General features: G+C 67.9%; 24 protein-coding genes. 14 read left to right on the plus strand and 10 right to left on the minus strand.

Annotation, left to right across the window (positions count from 1 at the left end):
* Nucleotides 1-3 precede the first annotated feature (3 nt).
* The 4 genes from J7I44_RS16460 to J7I44_RS16475 all read right to left on the minus strand — a co-directional run bounded on the left by J7I44_RS16460 (nucleotide 4) and on the right by J7I44_RS16475 (nucleotide 4,137).
* Complete coding sequence (locus J7I44_RS16460) at nucleotides 4-1,197, minus strand: HlyD/EmrA/EmrK family protein (protein ID WP_209623231.1); 1,194 nt, start codon at nucleotides 1,195-1,197, stop codon at nucleotides 4-6.
* Complete coding sequence (locus J7I44_RS16465) at nucleotides 1,184-2,647, minus strand: efflux transporter outer membrane subunit (RefSeq protein WP_209623233.1); 1,464 nt, start codon at nucleotides 2,645-2,647, stop codon at nucleotides 1,184-1,186. The genes J7I44_RS16460 and J7I44_RS16465 overlap by 14 nt, the downstream gene beginning before the upstream one ends.
* An 8-nt stretch (nucleotides 2,648-2,655) precedes the next feature.
* Nucleotides 2,656-3,192 carry a MarR family winged helix-turn-helix transcriptional regulator gene (locus J7I44_RS16470; protein ID WP_209623235.1) on the minus strand — a complete coding sequence of 179 codons (537 nt, stop codon included), beginning with the start codon at nucleotides 3,190-3,192 and terminating at the stop codon, nucleotides 2,656-2,658.
* A gap of 126 nt (nucleotides 3,193-3,318) precedes the next feature.
* Complete coding sequence (locus J7I44_RS16475; RefSeq protein ID WP_209623237.1) at nucleotides 3,319-4,137, minus strand: TatD family hydrolase; 819 nt, start codon at nucleotides 4,135-4,137, stop codon at nucleotides 3,319-3,321.
* A gap of 142 nt (nucleotides 4,138-4,279) precedes the next feature.
* On the opposite strand from J7I44_RS16475, the gene J7I44_RS16480 reads away from it, so the two are divergent.
* Both J7I44_RS16480 and J7I44_RS16485 read left to right on the plus strand, forming a co-directional pair.
* Nucleotides 4,280-4,864: a glycine zipper 2TM domain-containing protein gene (locus tag J7I44_RS16480; RefSeq protein WP_245188237.1), complete on the plus strand. Its 585-nt coding sequence runs from the start codon at nucleotides 4,280-4,282 to the stop codon at nucleotides 4,862-4,864.
* Between the two features lie 78 nt (nucleotides 4,865-4,942).
* Nucleotides 4,943-5,428 carry an outer membrane lipoprotein gene (locus J7I44_RS16485; RefSeq protein ID WP_209623239.1) on the plus strand — a complete coding sequence of 162 codons (486 nt, stop codon included), beginning with the start codon at nucleotides 4,943-4,945 and terminating at the stop codon, nucleotides 5,426-5,428.
* A gap of 70 nt (nucleotides 5,429-5,498) precedes the next feature.
* On the opposite strand, the gene J7I44_RS16490 is transcribed toward J7I44_RS16485, so the two are convergent.
* Nucleotides 5,499-5,933, minus strand: coding sequence for a cell wall hydrolase (locus J7I44_RS16490; protein ID WP_209623241.1), 435 nt, complete (start codon nucleotides 5,931-5,933; stop codon nucleotides 5,499-5,501).
* Between the two features lie 701 nt (nucleotides 5,934-6,634).
* On the opposite strand from J7I44_RS16490, the gene J7I44_RS16495 reads away from it, so the two are divergent.
* On the plus strand, nucleotides 6,635-6,961 hold the full coding sequence (locus J7I44_RS16495) for an SDR family NAD(P)-dependent oxidoreductase (RefSeq protein ID WP_209623243.1): 327 nt from the start codon (nucleotides 6,635-6,637) through the stop codon (nucleotides 6,959-6,961).
* Nucleotides 6,958-7,467, plus strand: a complete 510-nt coding sequence (locus J7I44_RS16500) for a Rossmann-fold NAD(P)-binding domain-containing protein (protein WP_342451997.1) — start codon at nucleotides 6,958-6,960, stop codon at nucleotides 7,465-7,467. Before J7I44_RS16495 ends, J7I44_RS16500 begins: the two co-directional genes overlap by 4 nt.
* Before the next feature lie 12 nt (nucleotides 7,468-7,479).
* Here the strand turns inward: J7I44_RS16500 and J7I44_RS16505 are convergent, their stop codons facing one another.
* The 3 genes from J7I44_RS16505 to J7I44_RS16515 are packed head-to-tail and all read right to left on the minus strand — an operon-like array spanning nucleotide 7,480 to nucleotide 9,895.
* Nucleotides 7,480-8,199, minus strand: a complete 720-nt coding sequence (locus J7I44_RS16505; RefSeq protein WP_209623247.1) for a 2OG-Fe(II) oxygenase — start codon at nucleotides 8,197-8,199, stop codon at nucleotides 7,480-7,482.
* 4 nt (nucleotides 8,200-8,203) lie between these two features.
* Nucleotides 8,204-9,133 (minus strand): formate/nitrite transporter family protein, encoded by a 930-nt coding sequence (locus tag J7I44_RS16510; RefSeq protein WP_209623249.1) that lies wholly within the window; start codon nucleotides 9,131-9,133, stop codon nucleotides 8,204-8,206.
* A 60-nt stretch (nucleotides 9,134-9,193) separates the two neighbouring features.
* A complete protein-coding gene (locus tag J7I44_RS16515; protein ID WP_209623251.1) occupies nucleotides 9,194-9,895 on the minus strand; it encodes a pirin family protein in 702 nt (233 codons plus the stop codon).
* Between the two features lie 168 nt (nucleotides 9,896-10,063).
* Here J7I44_RS16515 and J7I44_RS16520 point away from each other — a divergent pair, with 168 nt between their 5' ends.
* From J7I44_RS16520 to lysS, 6 genes are all read left to right on the plus strand, one after another.
* On the plus strand, nucleotides 10,064-10,708 hold the full coding sequence (locus J7I44_RS16520) for a cupredoxin domain-containing protein (RefSeq protein WP_209623253.1): 645 nt from the start codon (nucleotides 10,064-10,066) through the stop codon (nucleotides 10,706-10,708).
* 4 nt (nucleotides 10,709-10,712) lie between these two features.
* On the plus strand, nucleotides 10,713-13,046 hold the full coding sequence (locus J7I44_RS16525) for a putative bifunctional diguanylate cyclase/phosphodiesterase (protein ID WP_209623255.1): 2,334 nt from the start codon (nucleotides 10,713-10,715) through the stop codon (nucleotides 13,044-13,046).
* Nucleotides 13,043-14,272: a porin family protein gene (locus J7I44_RS16530; protein ID WP_209623257.1), complete on the plus strand. Its 1,230-nt coding sequence runs from the start codon at nucleotides 13,043-13,045 to the stop codon at nucleotides 14,270-14,272. Before J7I44_RS16525 ends, J7I44_RS16530 begins: the two co-directional genes overlap by 4 nt.
* 116 nt (nucleotides 14,273-14,388) lie before the next feature.
* Nucleotides 14,389-15,514, plus strand: a protein-coding gene (gene prfB, locus J7I44_RS16535) for a peptide chain release factor 2 (protein WP_245188238.1) whose coding sequence is annotated in 2 segments (ribosomal slippage) — nucleotides 14,389-14,463 and nucleotides 14,465-15,514 — 1,125 coding nt in all. Because the reading frame shifts where the segments join, the coding sequence is not laid out codon by codon here.
* Between the two features lie 24 nt (nucleotides 15,515-15,538).
* On the plus strand, nucleotides 15,539-15,850 hold the full coding sequence (locus tag J7I44_RS16540) for a hypothetical protein (protein ID WP_209623259.1): 312 nt from the start codon (nucleotides 15,539-15,541) through the stop codon (nucleotides 15,848-15,850).
* 74 nt (nucleotides 15,851-15,924) lie between these two features.
* Nucleotides 15,925-17,433, plus strand: a complete 1,509-nt coding sequence (gene lysS, locus J7I44_RS16545; protein WP_209623261.1) for a lysine--tRNA ligase — start codon at nucleotides 15,925-15,927, stop codon at nucleotides 17,431-17,433.
* Nucleotides 17,434-17,630: 197 nt separating this feature from the next.
* Here the strand turns inward: lysS and J7I44_RS16550 are convergent, their stop codons facing one another.
* Both J7I44_RS16550 and J7I44_RS16555 read right to left on the minus strand, forming a co-directional pair.
* A complete protein-coding gene (locus J7I44_RS16550; protein WP_209623263.1) occupies nucleotides 17,631-18,275 on the minus strand; it encodes a YidC/Oxa1 family membrane protein insertase in 645 nt (214 codons plus the stop codon).
* A 103-nt stretch (nucleotides 18,276-18,378) separates the two neighbouring features.
* Nucleotides 18,379-19,485, minus strand: coding sequence for an AI-2E family transporter (locus J7I44_RS16555; RefSeq protein WP_209623265.1), 1,107 nt, complete (start codon nucleotides 19,483-19,485; stop codon nucleotides 18,379-18,381).
* Between the two features lie 197 nt (nucleotides 19,486-19,682).
* Between J7I44_RS16555 and J7I44_RS16560 the strand changes: the two genes are divergently transcribed.
* From J7I44_RS16560 to zipA, 4 genes are all read left to right on the plus strand, one after another.
* Nucleotides 19,683-19,982 carry a YciI family protein gene (locus tag J7I44_RS16560; RefSeq protein WP_209623267.1) on the plus strand — a complete coding sequence of 100 codons (300 nt, stop codon included), beginning with the start codon at nucleotides 19,683-19,685 and terminating at the stop codon, nucleotides 19,980-19,982.
* Nucleotides 19,983-19,987: 5 nt separating this feature from the next.
* Entirely contained in the window at nucleotides 19,988-20,233 is a 246-nt protein-coding gene (locus J7I44_RS16565) for a BolA family protein (protein ID WP_245188271.1), read from the plus strand.
* 136 nt (nucleotides 20,234-20,369) lie between these two features.
* On the plus strand, nucleotides 20,370-23,870 hold the full coding sequence (gene smc, locus J7I44_RS16570; RefSeq protein ID WP_209623271.1) for a chromosome segregation protein SMC: 3,501 nt from the start codon (nucleotides 20,370-20,372) through the stop codon (nucleotides 23,868-23,870).
* 10 nt (nucleotides 23,871-23,880) lie between these two features.
* Nucleotides 23,881-24,825 (plus strand): cell division protein ZipA, encoded by a 945-nt coding sequence (gene zipA / locus J7I44_RS16575; protein ID WP_209623272.1) that lies wholly within the window; start codon nucleotides 23,881-23,883, stop codon nucleotides 24,823-24,825.
* Nucleotides 24,826-24,976 lie beyond the last annotated feature (151 nt).

The raw sequence follows: 24,976 nt of genomic DNA on the forward strand, positions 1-24,976 counted from the left end.
AGGTTATCTGGCGCGGGGCAGGTTGGCCTGGATGATGCGCTGGGCCTCGTCCTCGGCCTTGCCCATCAGGCGGTCGTACACGCTCGTCTGGGCGACCGGCTGCTGGGCCGGCGCCTGTGCCAGCACCGGGCCGCGATCGTCCGTGATGTCCACGGTCACGTCGGTCGACAGGCCCACGCGCAGCGGGTGCTTGTCCAGTTCCCGGTTGTCCAGCGCGATGCGTACCGGCACGCGCTGCACCACCTTGATCCAGTTGCCGGTGGCGTTCTGCGCCGGCAGCAGCGAGAAAGCACTGCCGGTGCCGGCGCCCAGGCCGACCACCTTGCCGTGATACTCGACGTCGCCGCCGTAGATGTCCGCCTCCACGGTGGCCGGCTGGCCGATGCGGATGTGCTGGAGCTGGCCTTCCTTGAAGTTGGCGTCGATCCACAGGTCATGCAGCGGCACTACGGTCATCAACTGCTGGCCGGGCGCGATGCTGTTGCCCAGCTGCACGCTGCGCTGGGCCACGTATCCGGAAACCGGCGCCAAGATGGCGTTGCGCTGTGCGGCGATCCACGCGGCGCGGAAGTTGGCGCGGGCCTGCAGCACTGAGGGGTTCTCGGCCACGTCGGTGCCTTCGACCGCGGCGTGCGCGGCGGCGGCCTGCGCCTTCGCCGCTTCCAGGCCGGCGCGCGCCTGCGCCACGCCATCGCGCAGGTGCTGCACGATCTCGGGCGATTCGGCATGTGCGGCCAGCAGCGGAAGGTGGCGCTTCAGGTCGGCTTCGAGCTTGTCCAGCTCCAGCCTGCGCGCGGTGACCTGTGCGTCGGCGCCGGTGGCCGAACTGGTCTGCTGGCGCACACCGCGCACCGCTTGCGCCAGCGCGCTGCGTGCCTGCGCCAGGCGCACCTGCGCGTCGGTCGGGTCGAGCTTGACCAGCACCTGGCCGGCCTCCACGCGCTGGGTATCGTCGGCCATGATCGCCACCACGGTGCCGGGCACCTGCGAGGAGATCGTCACCTGGTTCCCGCCGACGTAGGCGTTGTCGGTCTTTTCGCGGTGGGAGAACACGAACAGCCACAACAGCAGCCAGATCAGCGCAGCCAGGATGAACACCGCGGCCACGATCAGCAGTGCGCGGCGGCGCTTGGCCGGATTCTTGGCGGCCAGGCCGCTGTCGTTGTCGGCGGACTTGTCGGCTTCAGTGGCGCTCATGATCGGCTCCAGGGGAAGGGGCGTTGGATGCGGTTTCGGAGGGGATGTCGCTGCGGTAGCCGCCGCCGAGCGCCTTGACCAGCGCCAGATCGGTGGCCAAGGCCTGCGCGTGGAGCTGGGTGGCCGCGTCACGCTGCTGCAGCAGCGTCAATTCGGCGGCGAGGGTTTCCCGGCCATCGCGCACGCCCTGGCGCAGACGCGCCTGGGCATTGGCGAGCAGCCGCTCGTCCGCGGCCAGCTGAGTCTGCTGCTGCTCGCGCTGCGCAGCGACTTGCTCGGCCCCCAGCGCCTGCGTGGCGACATCGCGGGCGGCCGCCAGCACCGTGCTGCGGTACTGCGCCACCGCGCTGTCGATCTGCGCGCGGCTGAGGCCGTAGTTCGCCTCGAGTGCGCCACCTTCGAAAATCGGCAGGTGCAGTGCCGGCGTAACCGCAAAAACACGGCTGCCGGTGGTCAGAAGCTTTCCCATGTCGATGCTGGACAAGCCGGCCAATGCGGTGAGGCTCAGGTCAGGGAAGAATTGTGCGCGGGCCACGTCGGCCTGCTTGAGGGCCGCCTCGACCTGCCAGCGACTGGCGGCGATGTCCGGACGTCGGGCGATCAGGTCCAGGCTCGCCTGTTCGGGCAGGCCCGGGGCGACGGTGGGCAGCGGGCGGGCCTTGAGGTCCGCCAGTTCCGACGGCGATACGCCGAGCAGCGAGGCGAGCACCACGCGGTTGATCCTGGCCGAGCCCTCAATGGCGGTGCGCATCTGACGAAGTTGCGCCAACTGCGCCTGCGCCTGCTCGGCGGTATCCGCCAGGTCGACGCCTTGATGCACGCGAAGCTGGGCGATATGCAACAACTGTCCGCCGGCGGCGAGCGACTGGTCGGCGAGCGCCAGCCGTGCCTGGTCGGCCTGCCAGCCGAAATAGGTATTGGCGACCGCGTACTGCAGCGCCAGCGCCGCCGCGCTGCGCTGGGCCCCGGCGGCATGCGCCTGGTCCAGTGCCGCTTCGACCGTCGCCCGCTTTTTGCCCCACCAGTCGAAGTCGTACTTCAACTGCACGCCAAGATCGGCCTGGCTGTACCAGGTGAAACCGAGAAACCGGGCCGGTATCAGGCCGTGCTCGCTCATGCGCTGTCGCGCATACTGGGCGTTACCGTTGACCGTCAATCCCATCTGCGCAGCAGCCAGGCGAGCGGACTGCTCGGCGCTCTGCACGCGGCTTTGCGCCAGTGCAAGATCGGGCGCCTGGCGCAGCGCGCGTTCCATCAGCCCGTCGAGCTGTGGATCGCCGTAGGCGTGCCACCAGCGTGCGTCCGGCCAGCCTGCGCGCGTGGCGGTTTCCAGGCCGGCGAGCGGAACGTCATCGCGCAGCTGCGGTGCAGACAGCTTCGCCGGTGGCGTGGCACAGGCAGCCAGCGACAAAGCCGTTGCCGCGGCCAGCGCGGTGCGAAGGCGGAGCATGGCAGGTTTCATGGAGCGTCCTTCGGGAAAGTGGACTCGTCCAGCTGGTCCAGGTTGTCGGCGAGCTTGCGCAGCAGGCGGCTGAAACTACGCTTGTCGGCATCGTTGAAGCCAGCGAATGCCGCGCTCACGCGGGGGAACAACGGCGGCAGCAACTTCTGGACGAAACGCCGACCGGCGGGAGTGATGCGGATCACCACCCGGCGACGATCTTCCTCGCTGGCACCACGGGTGATCAGCCCGCGCTTGACCAGCGCGTTGGCGATGCGGGTCATGTTGGTGGCGCCCTGCGAGGTGTACTCGCAAAGCTCACCCGGCGTGGAACTACCGTCCGGGCGGCTGTACAGGATCATCAGTGTGAGGAAGTCGCTGTGGTTGACCTTGTGCGGCTTGAGCGCCTCTTCCACTGCGTCGTCGAAGGCGTGACCGACCATCAGCAGCAGGCGGGTGAGACGGGCTTCGACGGCAGGCATGTCGGGGATGACCTGGCTCACCCGCCCGATCCCCTCGTCCATCATCACGATGCAATCGCCCAGCCGAGCCATTTCACCAACTCATATTTCACCAGTGAACAAAAATAGCGCGGGAGAAGAACCCAGGCAAGTGCCGGTGGAAGCAAACGTGCGCGACGGGCGCCCCGCCGTGTCGCGGGTCGCGTACCGGGTGCGTTCCTACAGAGAAGCTGGAGGAGCGAGGCCGAACAGTCGACAGGCGTTCGCCGTGGTGGCGGCAGCGATAGCTTCGGCGGACCCGCCGCGCAGTTCGGCGATGGTCTGCAACGTGTCCAGCATACGGACCGGTTCGTTGCGTGCACCCTGATGGCCGGCATTCGGCTGGTCGGGCGCGTCCGTCTCCAGCAGCAGATGGTCGATCGGCATGTTCGCGACCAGTCCGCGCAGCCGTTTGGCGCGTGGGTAGGTGACCGGTCCGCCGATGCCAAGCATGAATCCCATTTCGTAGAGCCGCTCGGCCTGTTGTGCGCTCCCGGCGAAGCTGTGCACGACGCCACGCAGGCCAGCGAAGCGGCGAAGGGCGAGCACGACTTCTTCCACCGCGCGGCGGGCGTGCACGATCACCGGCAGATCGAATTCCTGCGCCAGTGCCAGTTGTTGCTCGAAGTAGTACTGCTGCAGCTCGCGGTCGAGTTCCTGCACATAGAAGTCCAGCCCGATCTCGCCCAATGCGACGGCGTTGCCGCTGCCGAGGCGCTCGCGCAGCACATCCAGGTGCTCGGGCCGGTGCTGCGCGAGGAACAGAGGATGCAGGCCGTATGCCGGGTAGAGACCCTGGTGCCGCTGGCACAATGCGTCGATGCGTGGCCAACTTGCCGCGTCGATACCCGGCACTACCATCGAGCGCACGCCAGCCTCGGCGGCGCAGGCCAGCACCTGCGCACGGTCGGCGTCGAAGCTCGCATCGTCGATGTGCACGTGGCTGTCGACCAGCCAGGGGGCGGGCAGGGAGACAGGCGGATGTGAGTGGTTCGTCACGCGTTCGTCACTTCGGTTGCGCATAGGGAAAAATGTCTAGGCCAGATTCAGTATGGCGAAGGTTCAATGGTCCCGCAGGTGAATGGTGGACGCATGGCGCTTCCGCTACGCCGCGATGAATGAAACGAAGGAGAGGCAAGTCATGAACAGGTTGATGGTCAATGCGCTTCAGGTGGGGATCGCGACGGCGCTCGCGATGGGCATTTCGGCTTGCAACCGCGACGCCAGCGCCGATGCCGGCCTGGCCAATGCCGCGTCCACCGCCTCGGGCGCGGACAGTGGCGCCAAGTACGCGCGCGTGGTCAGCGTCGACCCGATCCGCAAGACGGTGAACAACCCGCGCCAGGTGTGCCACGACGAGGTGGTGACACATAACGAGCCGCCGAAGGACCAGCACCAGATCGCCGGCACGGCGATCGGCGCGGTCGCTGGCGGCCTGCTGGGCCACCAGGTTGGCGGCGGCAAGGGCAAGACCCTGGCCACCGTGGCGGGCGCAGTCGCGGGCGGCTACGCCGGCAAGAAGATCCAGGAGAACCGCCAGGAGGCCAAGGTCACGTCCACGACTGAGCGCAAGTGCGAGACGGTCAACGACTCCAGCACCAAGGTGGTCGGCTACAACGTGCGTTACGAATACAACGGTGTCACCCGCACGACGCGGATGGACCATGACCCGGGCGACCGCGTCCAGGTGCAAGAGGGTGTCGTGTCGGTTTCCGACGCGCAATAACGGGCTGACACAATCTATGCGGTCCATGGACGGACCGCACGCGATCATCGACCCCATCCCACATCGAGGAGTCGCGCCATGTTCAACCGATCACGCAATGTCGCGCTGGCCGCCGCTTTGGCGGGTAGCCTCGCCCTCGGCGGTTGCGCCACGGGTCCGTACAACAACAATGGCGGTTACAACAACGGTGGTTACCAGAACTCCAGCTATGGCAGCACGCGCTGCCAGAACTGCGGTGTGGTGCAGGACATCCAGCAGGTCTACGTGCAGGACAACGGTCACGGCACCCTGGGTGCGGTGATCGGCGCGGTCGCCGGCGGCGTGCTGGGCAACCAGGTCGGCAAGGGCGATGGGCGGAAGGCGGCGACGGTCGCCGGCGCAGTCGCCGGTGGCGTGGTCGGCAACCAGGTGGGCAAGCGGGCGGGCAACGGCGACACGCCAGCCTGGCGCATCACGGTGCGGCTGGACAATGGCCAGTACGCCACGGTGACGCAGAAGGAGGACCCGGGCCTTCGCGTGGGTGACTACGCGCAGGTTCGCGGCGACCACGTCTACGCTATGTAGCGTCCAGACGTATAGACGTCCAAAAAGAAAGGCCCTCTCGCGAGGGCCTTTTTGCTGCCGGAAACTTCGGTCAATTGACGGCGTAGAAACGGTGTTCGCCGATGGTGGTGCTGGTGTGGTTGAGCGACCACGCCGGCGCGATCGCGACGGTGGCGAAGTGATCCGCGTGAGGGACGAGTAGCTGGCGCTGGGCCAGCGGCAGGGCCCAGTTCTCCATCGAGTAGCCGGCGATCTTCCAGGCCTTGGTGAAAGCCTTGAAATTGGCGATGTCGTAAGAACCGGGAGTGGCCGTGATGGCGAACTGATGAGGCGCCGCCACCACTTTGCAGACGGTGTCGCCCCAGCGGCCGCGTTCGCGACGACGCAAAGCGACTTCCGCGACAGCGAGCTGACCAATGGTCGACTCGCTGCGAGCCTCCAGATACACGGTCGTCGCCAGGCAGGCCTGGTCGGCGATCGGCTGGGGCAGTACGGACGTCAGCCACAACAGCATGGAAAGTTTCATTGTCTGCCTCCAGCGTGCTGTACGCGCGGGATGAAACTTCCATCTCGTGCGCCGTTGCGGTGGACGGGCGGGCAGGCCGTTACCACCTGGATGAATCGTCGCGACCGAAACAAGAGTCGTGACGCTTTGCCACGGGAGTGTGGCGTTGGGCTGGCTGATGATTAGCCGGCGTGATCGTTGGCGCGCGCACTGTGGATCGCGACCGTCTGCGGTCTGCGGAAATGGCGGCTGCTGCCTGGATTGTCACCGCGTGGAGCGGTTGTTCCATCCGGCGATGTTGCTGCCGGGTCGCGCCGATCCGGACCCCTCCGGTTCGTCGCGTGCAGATGCCCGTGAGCGATGGGCATCAATCTGAAGTCGGCGGGAGGGTAGTGGCGGTGACGCCGGCTGGCAAGTGCCGGATAGGAGCAGTTTAAATTCGGCTCACCTTCATCCAGTGGGCGTGCCTGGCAGATGAAGAGCGCCGGTCGCGTGGCTGACAGGGATGAGTGTCGAGGCAAGACCACAGAGGTTCGTGCGAGAAAATCATTGTGAATACCGATCGCGTGAACGAGGTGTGCACGACCACCCATCGCGCAACAACGCTTCCGCGTAGGCGGGTGAAGCGCGGGTGCCTGCCAGTCTTTCTCGGCACACCCATCATTCGCCGCCATTGAATCGCTCCCTGTTGTGCTTCGACACCTTTCTCGCAGGACAAGTTCATGGCCGCCCGATTCAAGCCGCTCGACCAGCAGGTCATGGTCATCACGGGTGCCTCCAGCGGCATCGGGTTGTGTACGGCGCTGCTCGCCGCCGAGAAGGGCGCAGGCGTTGTGCTTGCCGCACGCAGCGGCGACACGCTGGAGGCTGTCGTGAAGCAGCTCACCGAGGCCGGCCACGAAGCGATCGCGGTGCCTACCGACGTCGGTGACCGGGAGCAACTGCAGAACCTCGCGGCAGCCGCGATCCAGCGCTTCGGCCGCATCGACACCTGGGTGAACGATGCCGGCCCTTCCAGGGCATGTATTCGGCATCGAAACACGCAGTGAAAGGCTTCACCGACGCCTTGCGCGTGGAGGTGGAGCAACTGGACGAGGCGCCGGTGTCGATCACCCTGATCCAGCCGACGGCGGTCAATACGCCTTATCCGCAACACGCACGCAATTACATGGCACAGGAACCGAAGCTTCCCTCGCCGATGATCGATCCGCATCGCGTCGCCGAGGCGATTCTCGAAGCGGCGACGGAGGGCGGCCGTGATGTCACCGTCGGCGCAATGGCCAAGCTGGACACCACAGTATCCAAGCTGTTGCCATCCCTGGGCGACAAGTCGCCGAGGCGATTCTCGAAGCGGCGGCGGAGGGCGGCCGTGATGTCACCGTCGGCGCAATGGCCAAGCTGGACACCACAGTATCCAAGCTGTTGCCATCCCTGGGCGACAAGATGTCGGCCATGCAGGCCAATCGCCAGCAGCGCGACATGCCGCCCAGAGCGCCGGAAGGAACCCTGTTCCACGCCGGGCGCGGGGCAGGTATACGGAAGCGCGCCGCACTAGCCAAGGTCGAGCCTACGCGGCAGCGTCGTGGAAGATGATGCCGAGCGTGTAGCGCGACCCGCTGCGCAGCCGGCTCACGCCATGGCGCAGGTTCACCCGGTAGCAGCCGCGCGTTCCCTGCACGGGGCGATGGTGGACCGCGAAGATGACGGCATCCCCTTGCGCAAGCGGCACCACCTCGGCGCGCGACTGCATGCGTGGCCGCTGCTCGGTAAGCACGAACTCGCCACCGGCAAAGTCGACGCCGGGTGCGGACAGCAACACGGCCAGCTGCAGCGGGAAAACGTGCTCGCCGTACAGGTCCTGGTGCAGGCAGTTGTAGTCGCCCGCCTCGTAGCGCAACAGCAGCGGCGTGGGCCGCGACTGGCCGGCCTCGCGACAACGTGCGAGAAAATCCGCGTGCGTCGATGGATATCGCACGTCGATTCCCATCGCTTCGTTCCATTGGTTGGCCAGTGGTACCAGCCGCGGATAGAGGCCCGTGCGCAACGCGCCGATCGGCGCGGGCAGCGGGTAGCCGAAGTACTGGTATTCGCCCTGGCCGAAGCCATGGCGGCCCATCACCACCCGGCTGCGGAAGTAGCCGCGACGGGGATAGAGCGCAACCAGCTCACCACAGGCCTGTGTGGATAGCAGGCGAGGCAACACGGCGTAGCCGTGTGCATCGAGCGTGGCATGGATGGCTGGCCAATCGATGGCTTGCAGCGCGTCGGCAGGCGTGTGATCGGTCATGCCGTCAGGATCGGTCGCGGTGCGCGCCAGCGCCCTCCGAATCTTGCGCCTCGTCCTCCTCGGCCTGGTCGCCACGCACCTGCGCATGGCTGATGAGCGCGAAGATGCAGCTCCCGCCGACGATGTTGCCGGCCAGCGTTGGCAGTGCAAAGGCCGTGACGAACCCACCGAAGGAAAGGCTTCCGGCGAACACCAGGTAGAAGGTCTCCACCGACCCCACGATGATGTGCGTGAAGCCGCCCAGCGCGATCAGGTAAGTCGTCAGCACGATCACGGCGATCTTGGCGTGCTCGGCCGCCGGCACCAGCCACACCATGGTCGCGATCAGCCAGCCGGCCACGATGCCCTTGGTGAACATCTGCAGCGGCGTGTTGCCCATGACTTCGGTGCCGATGCCCAGCAGCGCCGTCCGTGTGGGTTCGTCGAACAGCTGCATGTGCAGGATGCCGTAGGCGAACAGCGCGGTGCCGACCAGGTTGCCGGCGAACACCACCGACCAGAGCCGCAGCAGCGAGCCGAGCTTGCGCAGGTTCGGGTGCGTCATCAGCGGCAGCACCGCGGTCATCGTGTTCTCGGTGAACAACTGCTGGCGGGCAAGGATGACCACCAGGAAGCCGAACGGATAGCCCAGGCTCTCGATGAGGAAGGCACCCGGTACGCCCTCCAGATGCCGGTGCAACAGGCCCCGAGCCAGCATCGAGAATCCCATTGACAGTCCGGCGGCGAGCGCCGAGAGACTCAGCGCGAGCAGGCCACGACCGAGCTCCTCCTCGCCTTCGAGGCGAATGGTCTCGTGCAGCACGGCTACCCGCGGCGGGCGCTTCTGTTCGACCTCGCCCCGTTCCTGGCGCGACAGCGAAAAGCCGTCGCGGGCATCGGCTTCGTTCGGATTCTCGGCGCCGCCAAGGCGCTGGCGTCCGGTTGGCTGGGGCATGCGGGGGTCCTCCGGCGGGCCCCGGCACGCTACGACGCACCGCGTATGCGGAGCGTCGCCTCAGGCAGGGACGTCGACCAGCACTAGTTCGGCGTCCTCGAGCGCGGTGACCCGGAGCGCGGGCTCGTCGCGGATGGCCGCACCGTCGCGCGCATCGATGCGCACGCCATTGACCTCGAGGGCACCTTTGGCCGGGACCAGGTAGGCATAGCGACCGGCGCCCAGCGGATAGTCCGCCTGCTCGCCAGCACGCAGCGTGGCGCCCAGGACGCGCGCCTGCGCGCGCAGCGGCAGGGCCTCGGGGTCGCCCGGAAGGCCGCTCGCCAGCGCAACGAAACGCCCGGCCCGCTCGCCGGCGGGGAAGGGGCGGGCTCCCCAGGAGGGCGCGCCCCCCGGCCGGTCGGGAATGATCCAGATCTGGAAGATGCAGGTGGTGTCGGGCTCCAGGTTGTATTCGGCGTGCGTGATGCCGCTGCCCGCGCTCATCACCTGCACGTCGCCCGCGACGGTGCGCCCCTCGTTGCCCAGGTTGTCGCGGTGGCTGATCGCACCCTCGCGCACGTAGGTGATGATCTCCATGTCCGCATGCGGGTGCGGCGGGAAGCCGCTGCGCGGGGCGATGGTGTCGTCGTTCCACACCCGCAGCGCACCCCAGCCCATGCGGGCGGGATCGTGGTAGCTGGCAAAGGAGAAGTGGTGTTTGGCGTCGAGCCAGCCGTGGTTGGCTCCGCCCAAGGTGTCAAAAGCCCTGCGTTCGATCATCGTGCCCTCCTGCCAGGCGTGGTTGCCGGCCAGACAAGCAAAGTAAGGGTGCACCCCGCATCGGCAAATGGGCGTGGATTGAACGGATCGTTCGCCGGCAGGCACCCATTGACGGGGGCGCGGAGGCATAGGTTAGGCTAGCGCCGGGGACATTCAGGAGTGCGCGTGATGCGCAGGCGACTGTGGTTGGCTTGGCTGCTGGCCGGCTGCGCGGGCCCGCTGTGGGCCGGCCAATTGGTGGTGCGGATCAGCGACAGCGACGGTCATGCCGTGGGCGACGCGGTAGTGACCGTGACCCCGGCCAGCCCGTCGGCCCAGCCGGTGCCCGCGCCGGTAACCCGCTACGTCGACCAGCGCGACGAGACTTTCATCCCCTACGTACAGGTGGTCCGACCGGGCGACCGCGTGGTCTTCCGCAACAGCGACGGCACGCGCCACCACGTCTATTCCTTTTCCGAGGCCAAGGCGTTCGAGTTTCTCCTGCGCCCGGGCGAGAGCTCGCCCCCAACGACGCTCGACAAGCCCGGGCTGGTCGCGGTCGGCTGCAACATTCACGACCACATGATCGCCTACCTGCTGATCACGTCCGAGCAGGCCAGGGTGACGCCCTCGCAGGGGCAGGTGGTGTTCGACCAGCTGCCGCCGGGGAGCTACACCGTGACCGTGTGGCATCCGCAACTGCGGCCTGGCCAGGCGCAGCCCAGCGCGGTAGCGGCGGTGGGCGAGGGGACCGAGGCGCAACATGCCGACTTCACCCTGTCGCTGATCCCCGATCCGCGCGGGTTCAGCGATCGCGAGCACCTGGACTACTGAGCCCATGCGCGCCGTCGTCGGCTTCCGCCTCCGCCTAGCGCTGTTCTTCGTCGCCACGCTGGTGACGGTCCAGCTGTTGACGGCTGCGCTGGTCTACGGCGTGACCCGCCGCGCAATGGTCAACGAGGGCGAGCGCCAACTGGCGGTCAACGCGCAGGCCTTCGTGACGCAGATGGATGACCTCTCCGCGCGCGTGGCGGGCAATGTGGAGGTGATGGCGCTGGACTACGCGCTGCGCTCGGCCATTGCCGAGCGCGACCACGGCACGGTGTTCTCTGTGCTGCGCAACCACGGGCGCCGGGTCGGCGCCTCGCGCATGCAACTGGTGGGGCTGGACGGCGTGGTCGAGGTGGACACCGCCGACACCCACGCCAACGGCAAGCGCTTCGCCTTTCCCGACCTGGTCGAGCATGCCTTCGACCGGCGCGTCGCCGCAGTGGTGGCACTCCAGGCAAAGGCCTATTGGGTCGTGGTGGTACCGATCTACGCGCCGCAGCCGGTCGGCCTGGTGGTCGTCTACGTGCCGCTGGACGATGCGTTGCTGGCGCACCTGCGCGAACTGTCCGCGTTGCCGGGCGACATCGAACTGGCGGTGCGGCCGGATGCTTCGGGGTGGGTCGCGGCCGCGCAGGGACTGCGGCATACCGGCCTCGTCGCCAGCCTGGCCGGACAGGAACTGCCGACCCACCCGGCGGTGCGGCGCATCCAGGGACACGAGTACCTGGTGCTGGCGCAGCCGCTGAGCCAGGCGCGCAGCAGCGCCCCCGTGGTGGCCGTGCTGGGTTACTCGCTGGGCGATGCCTTGCGGCCGTTCCGCGCGGTGGTGATCGCCTGGGGCTTCCTGCTCGGTCTGGGCCTGGTGGTCGGCCTGATCGGTGCGTGGCTGACCGCGCGCAGCGTGTCGCGTCCGGTGGAGTCGCTGGCTGGTGCGGCGCGCAGGATCGAAGCGGGCGACTACCGCGCGCTGCCCAGTCTCAACCGCCGCGACGAGCTCGGCCAATTGGCGGCCGCCTTCGGCACCATGGCTGAAGCGGTGCGCCAGCGCGAGGAGCGCATCCGCCAGCAGGCCCTGCACGACCAGGTCACCGACTTGCCCAATCGGGTGGCCGCCGAAGCCGCGATCGACCGCGCGCGCGACAGCGGCACGAGCCACGGCGCGTTGCTGATGGTTGGCCTCACGCGCGTGCCCGACATCATCAAGACGATGGGCCACGGCCTGTACGACCGGCTGATGCGCGAAGTCGGCGCCCGCCTGGGCCGGGTCGCCGCCAAGGCGTACCTGGCGCGCGCGACCGACACCCAGTTCGTCGCCTGGCTACCCGGCGCGGACCGCACCGAGGCGGTCGCCGCGGCGCTGCGCATCCTCGAGGCCCTGAACGCGCCCTATGTAGAGGCGGACGTCAGCGTCGATACCTTGCCGGCGATCGGCATCGCCATGTATCCGGAAGACGGCGCGCTCGCCTCGGTGCTGCTGCGCCATGGCGAGGTCGCCCAGTTCGCTGCCACCGGCTCGACCCGTCCGCTGGCGTTCTACGACCTGGCGACCGACCCGCACCGGACCGAGCGCCTGTCGCTGATGGGCGAGCTGCGCGAAGCGCTCGACCACGACCACCTGTTGCTCCATTACCAACCCAAACTCGCACTCGATACGCGTCGCGTGGACGGCGTCGAGGCGCTGGTGCGCTGGCACCACCCGCGCCGCGGGATCGTTCCGCCGCAGGATTTCATCGGCATGGCCGAGGACACCGGCAATATCCAGCGACTGACCCGCTGGGCGCTGGCCGCCGGCATCGCCCAGGCCAGCCGCTGGCATGCGCGCGGGCTTTTTCTGAACGTTGCGGTGAACCTCTCGGCGCGCGACCTGGAAGAACCCGAGCTGCCGATGCGTATCGCGCGCTTGCTCTCGATCCACGGACTGCCGCCGGACAAGCTCACCGTCGAAATCACCGAGCGTGCCGTGATCGGCGAGCCGGAAACCGCGATCCGTGTGCTGAGAGGCCTGGCCGACCTCGGCATCGGCATCGCAGTGGACGACTTCGGCGTGGGTCAATCCGCCTTCGCCTACCTGCGCCACCTGCCGGTGAGCGAGCTGAAGATCGACCAGACCTTTGTCCACCATCTGGCCCGCGACGCGACCGACCAGACCATCGTGCGTTCGATCGTCGAACTCGGCCATCGGCTGGGATTCCACGTCACCGCCGAGGGCGTCGAGGACCAAGCCGCGCTGGAACGGCTCGCGGCGATCGGCTGCGACCATGCTCAGGGCTTCTTCATCGCCCGTCCGCTGCCGGCCACCGAGCTGGCGGGCTTTGCCTTCGAACGGGCAGGGGTGGCATGAGGCTCCGCCTGCGCCGTCTCGCTTTGGCCTGTCTGGTGGCGTCGCCGCTGGCCGGCCACGCCCAGGACGTCAGCCTGCACGGCTATGTGGATGGCCGCCTGGTCGCCGCGCCGGGCGAGCGTGGCTGGGTCGAGGGCGGGCTCGGCAAGACGCGTTACGGCGGCGGCAAGGTCGAGGCGCGTTTTGGCGGAGCCGCACTGGTCGGCACCGCGCAGCTCACGCCCTCGCTGCTCGCCTTCGCGGGCGTGCAACTGCAGGACGGCGACCGCACCGGCGTCGACGTGCTGGAGGCCTACCTGCGCTGGCGGCCGGTTTCGACGACGCGCTGGCGCGGGTCGGTGCAGGCAGGCGCATTCTTTCCGCCGGTCTCGCTGGAGAACGACGCGGTCGGCTGGACCAGCCCCTGGACCATCACGCCCTCGGCGCTCAACAGCTGGGTCGGCGAGGAATTGCGCGCGATAGGCGCCGAGGCACGCATCGAACGGCGCGGCGAGAACGCCACCTGGGAACTGCGTGGCGCGCTGTTCCAGCGCAACGATCCGGCGGGCAACCTGCTGGCGGTGCGCGGCTGGTCGCTCAGCGACCTGACCTACGGCATCGGCAGCCGCCTGCGCGAACCGGACGCCTACGTGCGCGATGACGGCGAGCAGCCGCCGATGCGCTACGACCCGTTCCGTCGCATCGGCCACCAGTGGGGCAACTACGCCCAGCTCACCTGGCGTGCGCGCGGCCGGGGCCGGCTCAGCCTGATGCACTACGACAACCACGCCGATCCGCAGGCCTGGCAACCCAATGAAGGCGGCGAGCGCCTGTACGCCTGGCGCACCCGCTTCTGGAGCCTGGGCGCCAGCACCGACACCGGCTCGATCACCTGGCTGGCGCAGGCGATGGACGGCGATACGGTGATCGAGCCGGTCCCCAATCGGGTGTTCACCACCCGCTACCGCGCCGCCTACCTGCTGGCCGGATGGAACCGCGGCGCATGGCGGCCGGCGCTGCGGCTGGATCACTTCAGCACGCGCGAACTGCCCGGCACGCCGGGCCTGCACGCGGGCGAGCACGGCAACGCCATTACCGCCGCGCTCAACTGGCGTCCGCACGACTGGCTGCGGCTGACCTTCGAGGTGCTGCAGATCGACAGCACGCGCACTGCCCGCGCCGACTACGGCCTGCGGCCGCACACCCGCGCTACCCAGGCGCAACTGAGCGCGCGCCTCTTCTACTGACGAGGTTTCCGAAGCACGCGGCGCCGGCTGCGTATCCGGCTGCCGCGGTGCTTTGCTATCCTTCGCCGTTCTCGCCAGCGCCCGCGCGGGCGCCACAACCACGGCCATACGTTTTCATGATCGAGACCAATCCGATCCATGCGCAGATCGCGGACCTGACGGGCCGCGTCGAGTCGCTTAGGGGGTATCTTTGACTACGCCACCAAGCGTGAGCGTCTCGAAGAAGTAAGCCGCGAGCTGGAAAGTCCCACGGTCTGGGACGATCCGCCGCGTGCGCAGGAGCTGGGCCGCGAACGCGCCCGCCTGGACACCGTCGTCACCGGCATCGACGAGCTCACCGCGGGTCTTTCGGACGCGAAGGAGCTGCTCGACATGGCCGCGGCCGACGGCGACGAGGACACCGTCCGCTCGGTCGCCGATGACGTCGAAAAACTCGAGGCCCGCGTGGGCAAGCTCGAGTTCCAGCGCATGTTCTCCGGCAAGATGGACGCGAACAACGCCTTCGTGGACATCCAGGCCGGCGCCGGCGGCACCGAGGCGCAGGACTGGGCCGAAATGTTGCTGCGCATGTACCTGCGCTGGGCCGAATCGCGCGGCTGGAAGGTCGAGCTGATGGAAGTCTCAGGCGGCGAAGTGGCGGGCATCAAGTCCGCCACCTTCCGCGTCGAGGGCGACTACGCCTACGGCTGGCTGAAGACCGAAATCGGCGTGCACCGCCTGGTGCGCAAGAGCCCGTTCGACTCGGACAACCGCCGCCATACCAGCTTCACCTCGGTGTTCGTCTCGCCCGAGGTCGACGACGACATCGACATCGAGATCAACCCGGCGGACCTGAAGACCGACGTCTACCGTTCCTCCGGCGCCGGTGGCCAGCACGTCAACAAGACCGAATCGGCCGTGCGCATTACCCACGTGCCCAGCGGCGTCGTGGTGGCCTGCCAGACCGAGCGATCCCAGCACGCCAACCGCGACCGCGCCATGAAGATGCTGGCGGCCAAGCTGTACGAACTGGAAGTGCAGAAGCGCAACGCCGAGAAGGACGCGCTGGAAGCGAGCAAGTCCGACATCGGCTGGGGCAGCCAGATCCGCAACTACGTGCTCGACCAGAGCCGCATCAAGGACCTGCGCACGGGCGTTGAGCGCTCGGACACGCAGAAAGTGCTCGACGGCGACCTGGACGAGTTCATCGAGGCGAGCCTCAAGTCCGGCCTGGATGCCGGCGCCAAGCGCATCGACGCCTGACCCGATTCCTCAGGAGGTGACTGCATGAACGGCAAGACGATCGGCATGTTCCTGTTTGCCTGCGCTGCACTGGCCCCGTTCGGCGTGGCCGCGCAGGACAGCGGCGCCGGCCAGTCCATCAAGCAGGACGCGAAGGCTGTCGGTCATGGGGTGGCCGATGGCGCGCGCGACATCGGCCACGCCACCCGCGATGTCGCCAAAAAGGTCGGTCACGGTGCAAAGGAAGCCGGTCTTGGCATCGGCCACGGCGCAAAGAAAGCCGGCATCGCCGTCGGCCATGGCGCGCGCGATGGCTGGAACGCAACCAGGCATGCGGTCAAGCAGGTGTTCGACTAAGCCAACACGGTTGATCGAACATCACCATCACGAGACACCCGCTGCCGGTAGCACCGGCGGCCACGGAACCATCCATGAGCGAACCCACCGAAAATCTGCCCGTCGACGAGAACAAGCTGATCGCCGAGCGCCGCGAGAAACTCAAGGCGTTGCGCGGGCAGGGCGTGGCCTTCCCGAACGACTTCAAGGTCGACGCCTTCGCCGGCGATCTACGCTCCGGGTTTGCCGACCAGGATGCCGAAGCCGTCGAAGCGGCGGCACGCCGCGTCAAGGTCGCCGGGCGCATCGTGCTCAAGCGCGTGCAGGGCAAGGTCAGCTTCGTGCAGATGCAGGACTTCACCGGCCGCATCCAGCTTTTCATCCACCAGGGCACGGTGGGCGAGGCCTACGAAGCGTTCAAGGGTTGGGACGTCGGCGACATCGTCGGCGCCGAAGGCCTGCTGATGCGTACCAAGACCGGCGAGCTGTCGGTCAAGGTGGAAAGCCTGCGCCTGCTGACCAAGAGCCTGCGGCCGCTGCCGGACAAGTTCCACGGCCTGGCCGACGTCGAGCAGCGCTACCGCCAGCGCTACGTCGACCTGATCGTGACCGAGGAAGCGCGCCGCACCTTCGCGCTGCGCTCGAAGATCATCGGCTACATGCGCAAGTGGCTGGAAGCCGAGCCGCGCCGCTTCATGGAAGTGGAAACGCCGATGATGCACGTGATCCCCGGCGGCGCCACGGCGCGGCCGTTCGTGACTCATCACAACGCGCTGGACATGAGCCTGTACCTGCGCGTGGCGCCGGAGCTGTATCTGAAGCGCCTGGTCGTGGGTGGCTTCGATCGCGTCTACGAGATCAACCGCAACTTCCGCAACGAGGGCGTGTCGACCCGGCACAACCCCGAGTTCACCATGCTGGAGCTCTACCAGGCCTACGCCACCTACCACGAGATCATGGACCTCACCGAGGCGGTGATCCGCGAGACGGCGCAGAACGTGCTTGGCGGCACCGTGCTGACCTGGGAAGAGGCACAGATCGACGTCGGTCCCGCGTTCCGCCGCTGGCGCATGGAAGATGCCGTGCTGGAGCACAACCCCGGGATCAGGCGCGAGGAGCTGCGCGATCGCGAAGCCATGGCGGCGCATGCGAAGCGGCTCGGCGTCCCGGTCAAGCCGGGCTACGGCTGGGGCAAGCTGCTGCTGGAGATCTTCGAGAAGACCGTCGAGCACACGCTGATCCAGCCGACCTTCATCACCGATCATCCGGTGGAGGTCTCGCCGCTGGCGCGCGAGAGCGACACCGATCCGGGCATCACCGATCGCTTCGAGCTCTTCATCAACGGCAAGGAGATCGCCAACGGCTTCTCCGAGCTCAACGATCCGGAAGACCAGGCGGCGCGCTTCAAGGCGCAGGTCGAGGCCAAGGAATCGGGCGACGACGAGGCGATGCACTTCGACGCCGACTACATCCGCGCACTGGAAGTCGGGCTGCCGCCGACCGGTGGCCTTGGTATCGGCATCGACCGCCTGGTCATGCTGATGACCGATTCGGCCTCGATCCGCGACGTGCTGCTGTTCCCGTACATGCGCCCGGAAGCCTGAGGCGGAACGCCCCCATCCGCCTGTCGGCACCTTCCTCCGCGTTCGCGGTGGAAGGCTCGGCACACACGGTGCCGCAAGACACTTCCTTCCCCGTTCGACCGGGAAGGCTCGGGACACAGCGCGCTGCACGACGCTTCCTTCCCCCGTTCGACGGGGGAAGGTGCCCGAAGGGCGGAAGGGGGCGCCCTTGCGCGGAACTACACCGCGCCCACAAACCGGGACCGCACGCGCCGCCGCAGCATCGCCATCTGCACCAGGTTCACTGCGCTCGACCCGGCCCAGTACAGCCCCAGTCCGGCCGCCAGGTGCCACACCACCAGCAGCGAAATCACTACCGGCAACCACTGCAGCAAGGTGCGCGTCTGCTCGGACATCGCCGGGTTGAGCAGCAATGCCGCGAAGCTCAGCAGGCCCACCACCAGCGCCAGCCACATATCCGGCCGCGCCAGCTTGGGTATCCACAGGAACGAGCCGGCACCGGCCACGCCCTGGCGGATCGCCGCGTAGATACCCGCACCCAACGGCGCCTGCACCAGCGCTACCAGCAGACCGCTACCGAGGCCACCGGTCAGGCCATGCTCTCGATACAGCGCCTGCATCGCCTGGGCCTGCGCGGCCGGATCACCGGCATGGCGTTCCTTCAGTCGTGCCAGCTTCGGCTTGAGGGCGAGCAGCTGCTGCTGCCGCCACCAGCCCTGTTCGGCGTTCTTCAGCGTCATCGGCAGCATCGCCAGGCGCACCAGCACTGCCAGCGCGATCACGGCCGCGCCGTAGCTGCCGTCCAGCCAGGTGGCCAGCTGCACCAGTACCGAAGACAGTCCATCCACGAACGTCGACCACATACCCCCGCTCCCTGCTTCCATGGCGTGAGCGCAAGAGGTGTGCACGGTCGTCCGCTGTTTCAAGCGTCCCTGTGCGTGACTGATGGCAGGGCAGGGCTCGGCCTTATCCGTCCCGATGCGGGGGCAGGGGATCGTTCCACGACTTGGCCACCGCCCAGGCCACGCCGGTCAGCGGCACCGCCAGCAGCGTGCCGACGATGCCGCCCAGAATCGTGCCGGCAGTGAGCGCCAGCAACACCACCAGCGAGTGCAGTTGCAGCGAGCGGCCCAGTACCACGGGCGAGAGCAAGTTGCCCTCCAGCTGGTTGACCACGATCACCACGACCGATACCCAGATGGCCGCGCTCAGGCCCACAGTGACCAACGCCACCAGCGCCGCGATAACGCCGGTGGCGGTCGCGCCGACGATCGGCACGAACGCGGCCAGGAACACCAGGATCGACAACGGCACCGCCAGCGGCACATCCAGGATCCACACCGCGCCACCGATGAACACGGTGTCGACCAGTGCCACCAGCGCGGTCCCACGCAGGTAGCCGCCCAGTACGTCGATCGCGCAATCGCCGGCATGCGCCGCGCGTGCTTGCCACGCTGGCCGCAGTGGCCGGAGCAGGAAGCGCCAGATGGACGGCCCGTCCTTGAGGAAGAAAAACAGGATGAACAGCACGAGCACCAAGCCGGTTGCCAACTCCATCGTGGTGAACACCCCCGCCATGGCATGCTGCCCGAACTCGCTGCTGGTGATGAAGTCGACCACGGCCTGCCGGGTATGCTCGATCTGCTGTTCGCTGATCGACAGCGGCCCGCGGTGCAGATAGTGCAGGGCCTGGCCGAAGCCCTCGATGGCCGACGACTGCAGCATCGGCCACTGCGCCGCCACCCGCGCCACGGCCAGCGCGATCACGCCGCCGACACCCACGCCACCGAGCAGCAGGGTGAGCAACGCCGCCACCGCATGTGGCATGTGCAGCCGGCGCAGGAAGGCGATCAACGGAAACAGTGCCGCGCTCACGATCAGCGCCAGCAACAGGGGGATCACCAGCAGTTTGAGCCGGATGGCCGCCTGCACCACGGCCATCGCCACCAGCAGCACCAGGACCACCTGCGCCGCGCGGATGGCCAGGCGCCCGAACGGGTCGGTCCATAGCGCGCGCAGCGACGGGCGGCCGGCGGAGCAGGGCGTGGATCGTTCGTTCGGGGTTTCTCCCATGCGTCGCTCTCCTGTCGATGAGTGTCGCGCGGGGCAGTCCGCCGCGATCACCGTCGCGTCGCGCCCGGCAACCGGACAGGCCGACCGTACCGGGGCGGAGCACACCGCAACGTGTAGGCCCGCAGCGGGACCGCGCGGCTGTGAGCGGCGTCCGGGTGGGCTAAACTTGTCCGTTTCCCCGGTTGGAGCATCACGCCATGTGGTTTGCCATCGTCGGCACCGACGTCCCCGAGTCGCTGGACAAGCGCAAGAGCGCGCGGCCGGAGCATCTGGCGCGCCTTGAAAAGCTGCAGGCCGAAGGCCGCCTGCTGCTGGCCGGCCCGTTCCCGGCGATCGAGTCCGAAGACCCGGGTCCGGCGGGCTTCACCGGCAGCCTGATCATCGCCGAGTTCCCCTCGCAGGCCGACGCCCAGCGCTGGGCGGATGCCGATCCGTACGTCGCCGCCGGCGTCTACGCGGGCGTCGAGGTCAAGCCGTTCCGCAAGACCCTGCCGTGAGCGCCATGGTCGAGCAGATCCGCCAGCGCCTCACCGACGCGCTGGCGCCGGTGGCGCTGGAGGTGCTCGACGAGGGCCACAAGCACGCTGGTCACGCCAACGCCGGCAAGGGCCATTTCCACGTGCGCATCGTGAGCTCCGCCTTTGCCGGCGTGCTGCCGATCAAGCGGCACCGCATGGTGTACGCCGCGCTGGAAGGACTGATGGACCAGGGCATCCACGCGTTGTCGATCGATGCCAAAGCGCCTTGATCCTAAAATTCAGTAAGTTATAGATTCTACTTCCAGTTATTTGTCACGCCGGATTCGCATTGCGACCACGCCCGGCGTTTGGCACAGTGACCTGTCGCCCGAACCATCGCGGGCCTGCACCTACTGTTGAGCCCGCATGCGCCTTACCACGATCAAACTCGCCGGCTTCAAGTCCTTCGTCGACCCCACCACGCTGCACCTGCCGACCAACATGACCGGCGTGGTCGGGCCGAACGGCTGCGGCAAGTCCAACATCATCGACGCGATCCGCTGGGTGATGGGCGAGAGCGCGGCCAGCCGTCTGCGCGGCGATTCGCTGACCGACGTGATCTTTTCCGGCTCCAACGCGCGCAAGCCGGTGGGGCAGGCGACCGTCGAGCTGATCTTCGACAATGCCGACGGCACCATCCAGGGCGAGTACGCGCAGTACGCCGAGATCTCGGTCAAGCGCCAGGTGACCCGCGACGGACAGTCGTCCTACTTCCTCAATGGCGCGCGCTGCCGCCGTCGCGACATCACCGACCTGTTCCTCGGCACCGGCCTGGGCCCGCGCAGCTACTCGATCATCGAGCAGGGCATGATCAGCCAGATCATCGAGGCGCACCCGGAAGAGCTGCGTACCCACCTGGAAGAGGCGGCCGGCATCTCCAAGTACAAGGAGCGCCGCAAGGAGACCGAGAGCCGCATCAAGTCCACCCGCGAGAACCTCGACCGCGTCAAGGACGTGCGCGACGAGGTCGACAAGCAGCTGGACCACCTGAACCGCCAGGCCCGCGCGGCCGAGCGCTGGAAGGCGCTCAAGGAAGAGCAGACCCGCAAGGAAGCCGAGCTGCGCGCGCTGGAATACCGCGCGCTCAAGGGCCAGCACGAGGGCGAGGGGCAGGGCCTGTCCGCCGCCGAGATCGAGATCGAAAAGCAGTTGGCGGGCCAGCGCCAGATCGAGGCGCAACTGGAATCGGTACGCGAGCGCCACGTCGGCGCCACCGAGCACCTCAACGAAGTGCAGGCCGAGGTGTACAAGGTCGGCGCCGAGATCGCCCGCGTCGAGCAGCAGGTGCGTTTCAACAAGGAGACCGCCGAGCGCCTGCAGCGCGCCCAGGGCGAAGCCGAGCGCGAGCACGCAGAACTTTCCGCGCACATCGCCAACGACCGTGAGCAGGTCGAAACGCTGCGCATGGCGCTGGCCGAAGGCGAGCCCAAACTCGAAGCCCTGCAGCAGATGCAGGACGACACGGCCGACGCCGCACGTGCGACCGAATCGAAGCTCGCCGACTGGCAGCAGCGCTGGGACGCCTACACGCGCACCGCCGGCGAATCAAGCCGTGCCGCCGAGGTCGAACGCACCAAGCTCAACTACCTCGACCGCCAGGCGATCGACCTGTCCAAGCGCCGCGAGGCGCTCGAAGCCGAACAGAAGGCCACCGACGTGGCCGCGCTCGACGCCGCTGCCGAACAACTGAACGTCGAGCACGACACCCAGCGCGAACGGGTCGAGTCGCTTGGCGGCCTGCTCGACCAGCACAAGCTCACTCACGAAAAGGTGCTCGACGAGGAACGCCAGGTGCAGTCCTCGCTGAACGAGGCGCGCCAGCAACTGCAGAGCGCCCGTGGCCGCCTGGCCTCGCTGGAGGCGCTGCAGCACGCCGCGCTGGGCCAGGAGGAAAGCGCCGCCAGTGGCTGGCTCGCGAGCCTCGGCCTGGACAAGGCGCGCCGCCTCGGCGAAGCCGTGCAGGTCGACGCCGGCTGGGAATCGGCCGCCGAAACCGTGCTGGCCGGCCTGCTCGACGGCGTGCTGGTCGACAACCCGCTGAACCTCGCCGGCGACTTCGGCACGCTGGGCGAAGCCGACCTCGCGCTGCTGGCCTCCGCGGAAGGCGGGCAGGGTGCCGAAGGCACGCTTGCCGCCAAGGTGCGCGGTCCCACCGCGGCCATGCAGCTGCTCGCGCAGGTGCGCACGGCTGAAACCCTTGATGAGGCGCGCAACCGTGTCGGCTCGCTGGCCCAAGGCGAGTCCATCATCACCCGCAGTGGCGAATGGCTGGCCCCGCAGTGGGCGCGCATCCGCCGCGCTCAGGGCAACCAGGTCGGCGTGCTGGCACGCGAGCGCGACATCCGCCTGCTGACCGAACAGATCGACACGCTCGAAGCGCAATTGGAAGAATCCACCGCCCGCCTGGACGAATTGCGCACCGCCAAGTTCGAAGCCGAGCGTGCCCGCGACGACGCCCAGCGCGAGCTCTACAACGCGCACCGTCGCCAGTCCGAACTGGCCGGCCAGCTGCAGAGCCACCGCGGCAAGGTGGAAACCGCCCGCGCCCGCGCCGAGAAGGTCGCCGGCGAACTGTCGACGCTGATCGAACAGTTGGACGAATTGCAGGTGCAGACCCGCGAGGCGCGCGCGCGCCTGGACGAATCGGTCAACCACATGGGCGACCTGGAAGACCAGCGCCGCGAGCTGGAAAACGAGCGCCGTGCGCTGCTCGAAGCGCGCGAGGAAGCCCGCATGAACGCCCGCGAGGCCGCCGACCAGGCGCACGCGCTGGCGCTGTCGATGGAATCGAAGCGCTCGTCGCTGGCCTCGCTGGAACAGGCGCTGGCTCGCCTCGACACGCAGTTGCGCCAGGTCGAAGCCCGCCGCAGCGAAGTCGCCGAACAACTGGCCGCCGGTTCCGATCCGATCGCGGAGCTGGAAGCCGAGCGCCAGACCTATCTCGACCAGCGCCTGCTGGTGGACAAGCAGCTCGTCGAAGCGCGCCGTGCGCTGGAAGACTGCGACATCGAATTCCGCAAGCTGGAACAACAGCGCCACCTGGCCGAGCAGACCCTGGCCAGGCTGCGCGAAAGCCTGTCGGAAAAGCGCCTGGCCGCCCAGGCCCTGCAGATGCGCGCCGATCAGCTCGCCGAAGCCATCGCCGCCTCCGGCCTGGAACTCGAACCGCTGCTCGCCGAACTCCCGGAGCAGGCCGACGCCAACCAGTGGCGCACCCAGCTCGGCGACTTGGCGCAGAAGATCGTGCGCCTGGAACCGGTCAACCTGGCCGCGATCCAGGAACACGCCGAGCAGAGCGAGCGCAAGACCTACCTGGACAACCAGATCGCCGACCTGACCAGTGCCATGGAAACGCTCGAGGGCGCGATCAAGAAGATCGACCGCGAAACCCGCCAGCGCTTCAAGGAAACCTTCGACAAGGTCAACGCCGGCGTGCAGGAGCTCTTTCCGCGCCTGTTCGGTGGCGGCCACGCCTACCTTGAGCTGACCGGCGATGACCTGCTCAACACCGGCGTGTCGATCATGGCGCGACCGCCGGGCAAGCGCCCGTCCAACATCTCGCTGCTGTCCGGCGGCGAGAAGGCGCTGACCGCGGTGTCGCTGGTGTTCGCCATCTTCAACTTGAACCCGGCCCCGTTCTGCCTGCTCGACGAGGTGGATGCACCGCTGGACGAGGCCAACGTCGGCCGCTTCTCCAACATGGTCCGCGAGATGAGCGAGAAGGTGCAGTTCATCTTCGTCAGCCACAACAAGGCCACCATGGAAGCCGCCAGCCAACTCTGCGGCGTGACCATGCGCGAGCCGGGCGTTTCGCGCCTGGTGCAGGTGGACCTGGCCGAAGCGGCTAAACTGGCCGGAGCTGCGTGAGGATCCATCGATGACCGTGCTTGCCTTTGCCTGGAACCCTGCCGTCGGCGTGCCGCTGGCGATCGCCGGCGCCATCGTGCTGGCGCTGCTGTGGCTGTTCGGCCAGCCGAAGAAGGAGCAGGGCAAACGCCGCGTGCCGGTCACCGGGCAGGGCAGTGGCGAACGTCGCGAGCCCACCCTGGGCGACGGCGACGCGGGCGACGTGCTGCTCGACCACGAACCGCACGCGCGCCTCGGTGGCGAAGAACCCTTGCCGCAGCAGGGCGAACTCGAGATCGGCCTGCGCCAGGAACTGGAAAAGCTCGGCGCCACCCTGGCCGGTGAACGCGCCGCCCCGACCAAACCGTCCGGCCGGGCAGCCTCGATCATCGACGCGCTGCGCGCGCCCTCCGGCGCGCCCGAAACGCTCGCGCCCGCACCCGTGGTTGCATCGGCGCCCGTTCCAGCCCCTGCGCCCGCACCCAAGGCGCCGCCGGCGTCGGACCTCGGCCGCCGTCCCTCGCAGCTGCCGATGGAACGCATCGTCACGCTGTTCGTCATGGCCCGCGACGGCGGCGTGTTCAACGGTGCCGACCTGATCGTCGCGGCCGAAAAGGCTGGGCTGGAATACGGTCACCTGGGCATCTATCACCGCCTGGTCGACGGCAAGCGCGAACAAGGCCCGATCTTCAGCGTGGCCAACATGCTCAAGCCCGGCAACTTCGACCTGACCCGCCTCGATGCGTTGCGCACCCCGGGCCTGAGCTTCTTCATGACGCTCCCGGGCCCGCTGCCCGCACTGGATGCCTGGGACGCCATGCTGCCGACCGCCCAACGGCTCGCCGAACTGCTCGACGGCCAGGTCCTGGACGAGGAACGCAACGCGCTCGGCCGCCAGCGCATCGCTCACATCCGCGACGAACTGCGCGGCTGGGATCGCGACCACGAAGGCCAGGAAATCATCTTCGGCCGCTGAGCGCACGCGGTCCTGCAGGAGCGCACCGGTGCGGGACCGTAGGGCGTGCTGACGGGACTCGACAGCCTCGGGACAGCCGAAAGCCGCGGGATGGCAGAAGCGATCCGGGCTACCGACAAGCCCGCCGGTAGACAGGAAGCGTCGCTTTGGT

Source organism: Frateuria flava, assembly GCF_017837635.1.
Taxonomy (GTDB): Bacteria; Pseudomonadota; Gammaproteobacteria; order Xanthomonadales; family Rhodanobacteraceae; genus Frateuria_A; species Frateuria_A flava.

What these genes read in the sequence shown, in the direction of transcription:
- J7I44_RS16505 (WP_209623247.1), bottom strand. Translation starts at nt 8,199, where the DNA reads ATGACCGATCACACGCCTGCCGACGCGCTGCAAGCCATCGATTGGCCA.
- J7I44_RS16470 (WP_209623235.1), bottom strand. Translation starts at nt 3,192, where the DNA reads ATGGCTCGGCTGGGCGATTGCATCGTGATGATGGACGAGGGGATCGGG.
- J7I44_RS16510 (WP_209623249.1), bottom strand. Translation starts at nt 9,133, where the DNA reads ATGCCCCAGCCAACCGGACGCCAGCGCCTTGGCGGCGCCGAGAATCCG.
- J7I44_RS16540 (WP_209623259.1), top strand. Translation starts at nt 15,539, where the DNA reads ATGAACGGCAAGACGATCGGCATGTTCCTGTTTGCCTGCGCTGCACTG.
- J7I44_RS16555 (WP_209623265.1), bottom strand. Translation starts at nt 19,485, where the DNA reads ATGGGAGAAACCCCGAACGAACGATCCACGCCCTGCTCCGCCGGCCGC.
- J7I44_RS16460 (WP_209623231.1), bottom strand. Translation starts at nt 1,197, where the DNA reads ATGAGCGCCACTGAAGCCGACAAGTCCGCCGACAACGACAGCGGCCTG.
- J7I44_RS16490 (WP_209623241.1), bottom strand. Translation starts at nt 5,933, where the DNA reads ATGAAACTTTCCATGCTGTTGTGGCTGACGTCCGTACTGCCCCAGCCG.
- J7I44_RS16565 (WP_245188271.1), top strand. Translation starts at nt 19,988, where the DNA reads ATGGTCGAGCAGATCCGCCAGCGCCTCACCGACGCGCTGGCGCCGGTG.
- smc (WP_209623271.1), top strand. Translation starts at nt 20,370, where the DNA reads ATGCGCCTTACCACGATCAAACTCGCCGGCTTCAAGTCCTTCGTCGAC.
- J7I44_RS16550 (WP_209623263.1), bottom strand. Translation starts at nt 18,275, where the DNA reads ATGTGGTCGACGTTCGTGGATGGACTGTCTTCGGTACTGGTGCAGCTG.
- lysS (WP_209623261.1), top strand. Translation starts at nt 15,925, where the DNA reads ATGAGCGAACCCACCGAAAATCTGCCCGTCGACGAGAACAAGCTGATC.
- J7I44_RS16525 (WP_209623255.1), top strand. Translation starts at nt 10,713, where the DNA reads ATGCGCGCCGTCGTCGGCTTCCGCCTCCGCCTAGCGCTGTTCTTCGTC.
- J7I44_RS16465 (WP_209623233.1), bottom strand. Translation starts at nt 2,647, where the DNA reads ATGCTCCGCCTTCGCACCGCGCTGGCCGCGGCAACGGCTTTGTCGCTG.
- J7I44_RS16520 (WP_209623253.1), top strand. Translation starts at nt 10,064, where the DNA reads ATGCGCAGGCGACTGTGGTTGGCTTGGCTGCTGGCCGGCTGCGCGGGC.
- J7I44_RS16530 (WP_209623257.1), top strand. Translation starts at nt 13,043, where the DNA reads ATGAGGCTCCGCCTGCGCCGTCTCGCTTTGGCCTGTCTGGTGGCGTCG.
- zipA (WP_209623272.1), top strand. Translation starts at nt 23,881, where the DNA reads ATGACCGTGCTTGCCTTTGCCTGGAACCCTGCCGTCGGCGTGCCGCTG.
- J7I44_RS16560 (WP_209623267.1), top strand. Translation starts at nt 19,683, where the DNA reads ATGTGGTTTGCCATCGTCGGCACCGACGTCCCCGAGTCGCTGGACAAG.
- J7I44_RS16485 (WP_209623239.1), top strand. Translation starts at nt 4,943, where the DNA reads ATGTTCAACCGATCACGCAATGTCGCGCTGGCCGCCGCTTTGGCGGGT.
- J7I44_RS16515 (WP_209623251.1), bottom strand. Translation starts at nt 9,895, where the DNA reads ATGATCGAACGCAGGGCTTTTGACACCTTGGGCGGAGCCAACCACGGC.
- J7I44_RS16480 (WP_245188237.1), top strand. Translation starts at nt 4,280, where the DNA reads ATGAACAGGTTGATGGTCAATGCGCTTCAGGTGGGGATCGCGACGGCG.
- J7I44_RS16495 (WP_209623243.1), top strand. Translation starts at nt 6,635, where the DNA reads ATGGCCGCCCGATTCAAGCCGCTCGACCAGCAGGTCATGGTCATCACG.